The 9,134-nt window shown below is 63.9% G+C and carries 8 protein-coding genes; 6 read left to right on the forward strand and 2 right to left on the reverse strand.

Going from position 1 to position 9,134, the window contains the following annotated elements:
* The first annotated feature begins 189 nt into the window (after positions 1-189).
* The 5 genes from AC1ECK_RS02565 (at position 190) to AC1ECK_RS02585 (ending at position 5,767) form a co-directional block, all read left to right on the forward strand.
* Complete coding sequence (locus tag AC1ECK_RS02565; RefSeq protein ID WP_480315530.1) at positions 190-1,182, forward strand: substrate-binding domain-containing protein; 993 nt, start codon at positions 190-192, stop codon at positions 1,180-1,182.
* Positions 1,183-1,289: 107 nt separating this feature from the next.
* On the forward strand, positions 1,290-2,861 hold the full coding sequence (locus tag AC1ECK_RS02570) for a sugar ABC transporter ATP-binding protein (RefSeq protein ID WP_480315532.1): 1,572 nt from the start codon (positions 1,290-1,292) through the stop codon (positions 2,859-2,861).
* Positions 2,854-3,867, forward strand: a complete 1,014-nt coding sequence (locus tag AC1ECK_RS02575; RefSeq protein ID WP_480315534.1) for an ABC transporter permease — start codon at positions 2,854-2,856, stop codon at positions 3,865-3,867. Before AC1ECK_RS02570 ends, AC1ECK_RS02575 begins: the two co-directional genes overlap by 8 nt.
* Positions 3,864-4,895: an ABC transporter permease gene (locus AC1ECK_RS02580; RefSeq protein ID WP_480315536.1), complete on the forward strand. Its 1,032-nt coding sequence runs from the start codon at positions 3,864-3,866 to the stop codon at positions 4,893-4,895. The genes AC1ECK_RS02575 and AC1ECK_RS02580 overlap by 4 nt, the downstream gene beginning before the upstream one ends.
* On the forward strand, positions 4,892-5,767 hold the full coding sequence (locus AC1ECK_RS02585) for a sugar phosphate isomerase/epimerase family protein (RefSeq protein WP_480315538.1): 876 nt from the start codon (positions 4,892-4,894) through the stop codon (positions 5,765-5,767). The genes AC1ECK_RS02580 and AC1ECK_RS02585 overlap by 4 nt, the downstream gene beginning before the upstream one ends.
* On the opposite strand, the gene AC1ECK_RS02590 is transcribed toward AC1ECK_RS02585, so the two are convergent.
* Positions 5,745-6,611 (reverse strand): helix-turn-helix transcriptional regulator, encoded by an 867-nt coding sequence (locus tag AC1ECK_RS02590; protein WP_480315540.1) that lies wholly within the window; start codon positions 6,609-6,611, stop codon positions 5,745-5,747. The two genes, AC1ECK_RS02585 and AC1ECK_RS02590, sit on opposite strands and share 23 nt — an antisense overlap.
* 102 nt (positions 6,612-6,713) lie before the next feature.
* On the opposite strand from AC1ECK_RS02590, the gene AC1ECK_RS02595 reads away from it, so the two are divergent.
* Positions 6,714-7,607 (forward strand): SDR family oxidoreductase, encoded by an 894-nt coding sequence (locus AC1ECK_RS02595; protein WP_480315542.1) that lies wholly within the window; start codon positions 6,714-6,716, stop codon positions 7,605-7,607.
* A 142-nt stretch (positions 7,608-7,749) separates the two neighbouring features.
* Here the strand turns inward: AC1ECK_RS02595 and AC1ECK_RS02600 are convergent, their stop codons facing one another.
* Positions 7,750-9,048, reverse strand: coding sequence for an L-fuconate dehydratase (locus tag AC1ECK_RS02600; protein WP_480315544.1), 1,299 nt, complete (start codon positions 9,046-9,048; stop codon positions 7,750-7,752).
* Positions 9,049-9,134 lie beyond the last annotated feature (86 nt).

Raw genomic sequence — 9,134 nt, forward strand, 5'->3', positions numbered from 1 at the left:
GTAGTCCTTTCGTCGCACAAAGCCATCTTAGGGTATCCACTGAATTGACGCATCTGCTGAATGGATTCAGCATTCCTCTCACCCGGTTGCTGAATGGATTCAGCAAATTACAGCGCCGGGCGGACAGCGAAATTCCCAAAACCTGATTGGACGATTGGCGCGGACTGCCGGCGTTCCAGCGGAGGAGACATGTCAAAGAGCTTGGTAGGCGCCTTGTGCGCAGGCGTCATGGCATTTGCGATGAGCACGGGCGCGGCGCTGGCCTCGCCGGACCATCCGGTGATCGGCGTTGTGGTCAAGATCGGAGGAATCCCGTGGTTCAACGCCATGGAGGCGGGGATCAAGAAGCAGGCCGACCAATTAGGCGTGAAGGCCTTCATGGTCGGTCCGACCAGTGCGGACCCGGCGTTGCAGGTGCGCGCCATCGAAGACCTGATCGCGCAGCACGTGGATGTGATCGGCGTGGTGCCTAACGACGCCCAGGTGCTGGAACCCGTCTTGCAGCGCGCCCGCGCGGCCGGCATCAAGGTCATCACGCACGAATCGCCGAAGCAGCAGAATACGGACTGGGACTTCGAGCTTGCCTCGGTCAAGGGTTTCGGCGAAGCCTATGCCAAACGCCTCGCTACCGCGTTAGGGGGCAAGGGCGAGTACGCCGTCTTTGTCGGCTCTCTGACGGTTCCCCTGCATAACGCATGGGCCGACGCCGCCATCGCCTATCTCAAGGCCAATTATCCCGACATGAAGCTGGTGGGCGACCGCTATGGCGTGGCGGAGGACGTCGACGCTTCGCGCAAGACCGCGCTCGATCTGATGCGGGCCCATCCCGACCTGAAGGGCATTCTTGCGTTCGGCAGCCAGGGGCCGATTGGGGCGGCGCGCGCAGTGGCGGAAAATCACCAGCAGGGCAAGGTCCTTGTGCTTGGGCCGTTCTCGCCGGGGCAGGGTAGGCGTCTGGTGCACGACGGCATCCTGACCGGCGGCTATATGTGGAATCCGGAACTGGCTGGCGAAGTATTCGTGACCCTGGGTGTGATGGTTGCGAAGGGGCAACCGATCAAGGACGGCACGAATATCCCGGGTCTGGGCGTGGTTCATCCCGATGGCCATAACCTGATCGTCGACCAGCTTGTGGACCTCAACGCCAATACCGTCGACGCTCTCGCCAAGTCGGGTCTTTGAGCGCGACGTTAGCGGGCAATGCGTGAGGGGCTTGCGAGCAGGCCCTTCACCGGCCGATAAAGCCTGCGTCAGATCAGCCTGCTTGCCCGCAGGACCGGAGTGTTTTCATGAATCCATCAGCTTCCACGGTTCGCCTCGCGCCCGAGCGGGGCCGCGCGGGCGATGATGTCGCGCTCGTCTCCGACACCGGCCGCGCCGCGCTGCTCAAGCTCGACAATATCTCCAAGATATTCGGCGGCGTAAAGGCGCTGCAGGCGGTGAAGTTCGACGTCATGCCCGGTGAGGTGCTGTGTCTCGCGGGAGAAAACGGCTGCGGCAAGAGCACCCTGATCAAGGTCATCAGCGGCGTCTATCGGCCCGAGCCCGATGCCGTGATGCTGATGGACGGCAAGTCGATCGAAGGGCTGGACCCGGCAAAGGCGCGCGAGCTGGGCATTCAGGTGATCTGGCAGGACCTCGCGCTGTTTCCCGAGATGACGGTTGCCGAGAATATTGCCTTCGAGCAGAACCTCGGTCCTCGCTCGCGCCTCGTCGACTACGGCAAGATGAAAATCGCGGCTCGGCGCATCCTCGAGCGGCTGGGCGTCGATCTCGATCTGAGCCGGCCGGTGCGCTCGCTGTCGATTGCGCAGCGCCAGGTCGTGGCGATCGCCCGCGCACTGGTTGCCGAGGCCCGTCTGGTATTCATGGACGAGCCGACCGCTTCGCTCAGTCACGCCGAGACCGCAGCACTCCTGAAGATTGTCCGCCGTCTCTCGGCGGATGGAATTGCTGTCGTTTTCGTCAGCCACCGCCTTGCGGAAGTGCTCGATGTTTGCACCCGCGTGACGGTGCTGCGCGACGGGCAGTTCGTCGGCACCTTCCCGACCGCCGGGATGACGCAAACCCGCCTGACCGAACTCATGACCGGGCGCACTTTCGACTATGCCGTCCGCACGACGGATCTGTCGGCTGCGCCCGTCGTGCTGCAGGTTGATGGTTTATCGCGGCGCGGCGAATATGACAGCGTGTCGTTCAGCGTAAAGCGAGGGGAGATACTTGGCCTGACCGGCCGCCTTGGCGCAGGGCGAACGGAACTCGCGCTCTCGCTGTTCGGCATGACCCGGCCGGATGCGGGTGGGATTACGCTCGACGGCAGGCAAATAGCGCTTCGCACCAATCGCGATGCAATTCGCGCCGGCATCGCCTATGTTTCCGAGGATCGCCTGCAGCTCGGGCTGGTGCAGCAACAGTCGATTGGCGACAACACCGTGGCCGCGGTACTCGACGACCTGCTCGATGCCGCCCATCTGATTGCGCCGGGCAAGCGCGACGCTCTGATTCGCGGCTGGATCGACAGGCTGGCGGTCAAGATCGGTAAGCCCGACGACGCGGTGTCGACCCTCTCGGGCGGCAACCAGCAGCGCATTGTGCTCGCCAAATGGCTCGCGACCAACCCGAAGCTGCTGATCCTCGACTCGCCCACGGTAGGGGTGGACGTGGGCGCCCGGGCGGGGATCTTTGCGATCATCCACAAACTTGCTGAACAGGGCATGGCCATCCTGCTGATCTCCGACGAAATCCCGGAAGTCTATTTCAACGCCGACCGTATCCTGCACATGCGCAATGGCCGTCTCGTGGCGCAATACGTACCGGGTGCTGCAACCATCGACCAGATCGAGCGAGACATCCATGCCTGACTTGCGCAAATGGGGGATCGGTTCGACCGAGGCCCTGCTGATCCTCGTCATCGCGGTGATGGTGATCGGCCTCAGCGTTTCAACCACCACGTTCCTGACGCTGCCCAACCTGTTCGATCTGCTCAACCAGAGCGCCGTGAACATCATCTTCGCGGTCGGCTTGCTGGTCGTGCTGATCGCGGGCGGGATCGACATTTCGTTTGCGGTAGGGGCGTCGGTGGTTCAGTACCTGACCGCGCTGAGCGTCATGCATCTTGGCGGCGGCAACTGGGCGACCGGTTTCATTGCCGCGGCCGGCTTCGGCTTTCTGCTTGGAGCGATCAACGCCACCTTCATTTACCGCTTCCGCATTGTCTCGATCGTGGTGACCATCGCCACCTTCAACATCTTTTTCGGCGGCCTGATGTTCCTCACGGGCGGCGTGTCGATCTACGACCTGCCCGACTGGTGGATGGACCGGATCTCGCTGATCCAGATCAAGACCGCGAGCGGCGTGGCGGATCTTGCGCTGCCGGTCGCGGTGATGGCCGTGATGGTTTGCGCCACCTGGTTTTTGCTCCGGCGCACGACGACCGGGAGGCAGCTCTACGCGATGGGCGACAACCCGGAGGCGGCCCGCCGCGTCGGCATCGACCTCGGCACCATGCATTACGTGGCGTTCGGCTGGCTCGGCATGATGGCCGGCGTCGCCGGGCTGATGCAGGCCCACTATGTCCAGGAAGTCGTGCCCAATGCGCTGTATGGGCGCGAACTCGAGGTGCTCGCTGCGGTGGTGCTCGGCGGCGCGCGGCTCGGAGGCGGGCGCGGCACGATCCTCGGTGCGATTCTCGGCATTCTCCTGACCGCGATCACCGCCAACGGACTGAACCTGCTCGGGATTTCGCCTTACGCCTTCAAGATGATCATCGGCGCCATCATCCTGATCGCCATCACCTTGTCCAGCGGTGGCTTCGCCAGGCTCGTCGAAACGCGCTTCACGCCACTACGCGCAAAGGCCTCGTCATGAAACCTGCTTCCTCGCAACGCTCCTTCGTCCCGCACGTGCCTGCCGACGTTGCGGGTCTGCTCGGATTCCTCGTGTTTGTCATTGTGGCCATGAGTCTTGCGGCGCCGCGCTTTTTTTCTGCGGATACCTTCGTCTCGGTGGCCTTTCAACTGCCGGAACTCGGGCTCTTCACGCTGGCGATGCTGATGCCGCTGGTCTCCGGCGGATTCAACCTCGCGGTGACCTTTACCGCCAATATCGCGGGCCTTGCGATGGCGTGGGTGCTGCATGCGCATGGCGGAGTGAACGCCGGCGCGGGCGCCGTCGTATTGGGAATCGCCGCGGCGTTGGCCACGGGCGCCGTTTCCGGGTGGATCATGGGCGCCATCATCGCGCGGACCGGCGCAAGCCCGATTCTGGTCTCACTCTCGATGATGATCTTCCTGCGTGGGCTAGGCGAATTCCTCACCCACGGCGGCGATATTTCAGGCTTTCCGCCAGCCGTGCTGACGATGGGTAACGGGCTCATGTTGGGCGTGCCGGTGCCGCTGTGGATTTTCGCCGGCTGCGCGGCTCTCTGGCATGTGGTCATGACACGCTCCCGGCTGGGCTTCGCCACCCGCATGATCGGCTCGAATCTCGAGGCGACCCGCTATTCAGGTATCCCGACCACCCGCGCGGTCACCCGGATCTATATGCTCTCCGGCCTGATGTGCGGCGTCGCCGGCGTGGTGATGCTCGCCAGCTTCAACTCGGTGCGGGTGGGCCATGGCGAGGCGTTCCTGCTGATTTCGGTGCTCGCATGCTTCCTCGGCCGCGTCGACCCGTTCGGCGGCTTCGGACGGGTCGTTCCAGTGGTGATTGCGCTGGTCATCCTGCAGTTGATCGCCTCCGGCCTCAACCTGCTCGGCGCCAGCCAGCACCTTGCGACCGCTTTGTGGGGTGTGTTTCTGCTTGCCGTCATGCTCATCCGTTGGGCTTGGGCGCACGGTTCTTTTCAGTCCATGGTCCGCGCGCGCGTGACCGCATCACGAGGAGTCACTCAATGAATACGCTAGGCGTTCACGCATTGGTATGGTCCGGCGATCTGACGCCGGAGTCGACCCGCAAGGTGATCAGCCAGACTAAAGCCGCGGGCTTCGATCTCGTCGAACTGTCCTTGCACGGGCCGAAGGTCATGGATCTTGCGCTCACGCGCGATCTCCTGCAGGAGCATGGTCTGAAACTCGGTTGTTCGCGCGGCCTGACCTTCGATGCGGACGTCTCCAGCGACGATCCCGCTTCTGTTGCACGCGGCCTGTCCTTGCTGGAGGAGGGCATCGGCATTACGGCCGAACTCGGCGGCAATTATTTCGGCGGCATTCTCTACGGGGCAATGGGGAAGTATTCCGCACCGCTCACGGCACAAGGGCGGCGCAACGCGGTCGATGCGCTGAAGCGGGTGGCGGATTTCGCGCACAAGAGAAATATCACCCTCGGCCTCGAGGTGGTGAACCGCTACGAGAGCAACCTGCTCAATACCGCATCGCAAGCGCTGGCCATGCTGGACGAGGTGGGGGCGCCTAACGTGGTCGTGCATCTCGATACTTATCACATGAATATTGAGGAATCCGACTTTATGCAGCCGGTGCTCGCCTGTGGAAAACGTTTGGGTTATGTCCATATCGGCGAAAGCAACCGCGGCTATCTGGGCTCGGGCACCATCGACTTTTCGCAGTTCTTCCATGCACTGGCGATGATCGATTACCAGGGCGTGATCACGTTCGAGAGCTTTTCGTCGACCGTGGTGAACGAGCAATTGTCGAACGCGCTGGCGATCTGGCGCAACCTATGGGACGACGGCATGGATCTGGCGAAGCACGCGCGAACCTTCATCGCAGGGGGAATCAACGCCGCGGCTAAAGCGAAGACTCACCATTAGGAAGCGGCCGGGGCGTTTCGGAGCGTGCCCGGATCAGCGAACTGACCCGCTCCATGTCGGCCGGCGTTGCCGGGTTGTAGACCGCCAGACTGAGATCGGGCCGGCCGTCGACAGCAAAGGTCGAGTATTCGAACGCGATCGTACCCGCGATCGGATGCCTAAGGTGTTTGATTCCCTCGCCGTGAGCGTGGACGTCATGGTCACGCCACATGCGCGCGAATTCGGGGCTGACCTGGCAGAGCTCGTCCACCAGCGCGGCCACCTGACCGGTGGCCCCGGCGCGCGCGGCATCCACCCGGAACGCCCCCACCACGAAGCGGGCGGTGCTTTCCCAATCGAACTGCGCGGCGCGCATGCGCGGGTCGCAGAAGACCAGGCGCAGGAGGTTGCGTTGCTGCGGCGCGAGCGCGTCGTAGTCGATCAGCGCCGCGGCGGCTGCGCGGTTCCAGGCGACGACGTCCCACGTGGCGGTCTTGATCACGGCGGGGCTGGGATCGAGTGCGTCGAGTATGCGCTGTAGTCGAGGCGTCACACCCTCCCTTGCCTGATAGCGGACCTCGGGCGGGCGGCCCAGGCCCAGCAGAAACAGATGCTCGCGCTCGACGTCCGTCAGCAGCAGCGCGCGGGCGATGCGCTCGAGCACCTCGGCCGACGGCGCTCCGCCGCGGCCCTGCTCGAGCCACGTGTACCAGGTGGCGCTGACATTGGCGCGTTGCGCGACTTCCTCGCGCCGCAGCCCGGGTGTGCGCCGGCGCGTCAGCTCGAAGCCGAAGGTCGCGGGGTCCAGTTTGGTGCGGCGATCCTTGAGGTAAGCGCCAAGCCGATTTTCGTTTGCGTCCGCCATGCGTAGCCTGTTAGTCGGTATACCTGTATAGCGTCACTACTTTACCCTGATAGAGTACGCGCCAAGAATCACTCCTGTCCACTTCGGATCAGGAGAGTTTCCATGAAAGTTTTTGTGACCGGTGCAACCGGCTTCGTCGGCTCTGCCGTCGTCAAGGAATTGCTCGAAGCGGGGCACGAGGTGCTCGGTCTCGCGCGCTCGGAGGCGGGGGCCGCGGCGCTGGCGGCGGCGGGGGCGCAAGTGCAGCGCGGCGCGCTCGAAGATCTCGACGGCCTGCGCCGCGGCGCGCTGGCGGCGGACGGCGTGATCCATACGGCCTTCAACCACGATTTTTCGAAATTCGCCGAGAACTGCGCAACGGAACGGCGCGCCCTCGAGGCTCTCGGCGACGCGCTCGAAGGCTCCAACCGGCCGGTGATCGTCACCTCCGGGGTAGCGCTACTGGCGCCGGGCCGTGTCTCGACCGAGGCGGATGTCCGTGCTCCCAACCCCGCCATTCCCCGCGTGCCGGAGGAAATGGTGACTGCGCTCGCGACGCGCGGCCTGCGTGCCTGCGCGGTGCGCCTTGCCCCGTCGGTGCATGGCGAAGGCGATCATGGCTTTGTGCCCAGACTCATCGCTATCGCTCGCGAGAAAGGCGTGTCGGCCTACGTGGGCGATGGACTCAACCGCTGGCCTGGCGTGCATCGTTTCGATGCCGCCCATCTGTTCCGTCTTGCGCTCGAAAAGGGCGAGGCCGGAGCGCGCTATCACGGGATTGCCGAAGAGGGTGTGCCGTTCAGGGAGATCGCCGAGGTGATCGGCCGCTGTCTGAACGTGCCGGTCGTGAGCAAGCGCCCCGAGGAAGTCAGCGAGCACTTTGGCTGGTTCGGCATGTTCGTGGGCGTGGACATTCCCGCGTCCAGCCAGCGCACACGCGAACTGCTGGGCTGGCGGCCGGCTGGCCCGGACCTGCTGACCGACATCGCCCAGCCCGGCTACTACGCGCATTCGTGACGCTCGACGAGGGGATGCCTGGCAAGCCTAAGCATGCGCATACGTGGAGGCGTGCTATCCGGCGGCCGGCGCGCGATTGCCAACGGTAAAGGAGGGTGCCGCGCCGCTGTGGCAAAACCGCAGCGGCTCGCTACATTCTGTCTCAAACCCGCCAGCCTGGCCCCTCGGGAAAGGCGTATTGATCGAGCGAGGCTGCATGCATTTCGATGCTATAGCCGGGGCGTTGCGGCGGCATGTAACGGCCGTTGCGAATCACGACAGGATCGACGAAATGCTCATGCAGATGGTCCACATATTCGAGCACCCGGTTTTCTAGCGACGCCGACACGCAGATATAGTCGAACAGCGAAATATGCTGGACGTACTCGCATAAACCGACCCCGCCCGCATGCGGACACACGGGTACGCCGAACTTCGCCGCCATCAGCAAGACGACGATCACCTCGTTCAGGCCGCCCAGACGGCAGCTATCGACCTGACAGAAGTCGATCGCATGCGCCTGCAGCAACTGCTTGAACATCACGCGGTTATGACAATGCTCGCCCGTGGCGACGCCAATTGGGCGAAGCCGCTGCCGGATCGCCGCGTGGCCGAGAATGTCGTCGGGACTCGTGGGTTCCTCGATCCACCATGGATCGAATTGCGCGAGGCAGCGCATGTTCGCAACCGCTTCATCGACGTCCCACACCTGATTGGCGTCCATCATCAGTTTCAGGTCCGCGCCGATTTCTTCGCGCAGGATGCGGGCCCGGCGCATATCCTCTGCGAGATTGCCGCCCACCTTCTGCTTGAAGTGCGTCCAGCCCTGTGCGACGCCTTCGCGTGCGAGCCGGCGAATCTTGTCGTCGTCGTAGCCGAGCCAGCCGGCCGAAGTCGTGTAGGCCGGATAGCCGTGCGCCAGCATTTCCTTTTCGCGCTCGCCCTTGGTCTGGGCGTGGCGGTGCAGCATGGCAATCGCTTCATGCGGAGTGATCGCATCGGTCACATAGCGGAAGTCGAGGCAACGCACGAGCTCTTCAGGGCTCATGTCGGCCAGCAGCTTCCACACCGGCTTGCCTTGCGCTTTGGCCCACAGGTCCCAGGCCGCATTCACGACGGCCGCCGTCGCCAGATGAATGGCGCCCTTGTCCGGGCCGATCCAGCGCAACTGGCTGTCCGAGGTAATCGCGCGCCAGAACGCGCCCATGTTCGCAGCGATCTCTTCAAGCGTTCTGCCGACGACAAGCGGCGCAAGCGCTTGGGCCGCGCTCACGCAGATCTCGTTGCCGCGTCCGATGGTGAAGGTGAGGCCGTGGCCCGTGAGCGCGTGCGGCGCATCGGTTTCGAGCGTGACGTAGGTGGCGGAGTAGTCCGGCGCGGTGTTCATCGCATCGGAGCCGTCGAGTGACCGTGAGGTCGGAAACCGGATGTCGCGAACCGACAGCCTTGTGATCGTGGTCATCTGAGCCCCCTCCGACTGCTAACGACATCGCCCATGCACAAGGAGGGTCGTGGGGCCTCCGGCGCCCCCCCCCCCCCCCCCCCCCT

This window comes from Paraburkholderia sp. SSBN10T (assembly GCF_056619545.1).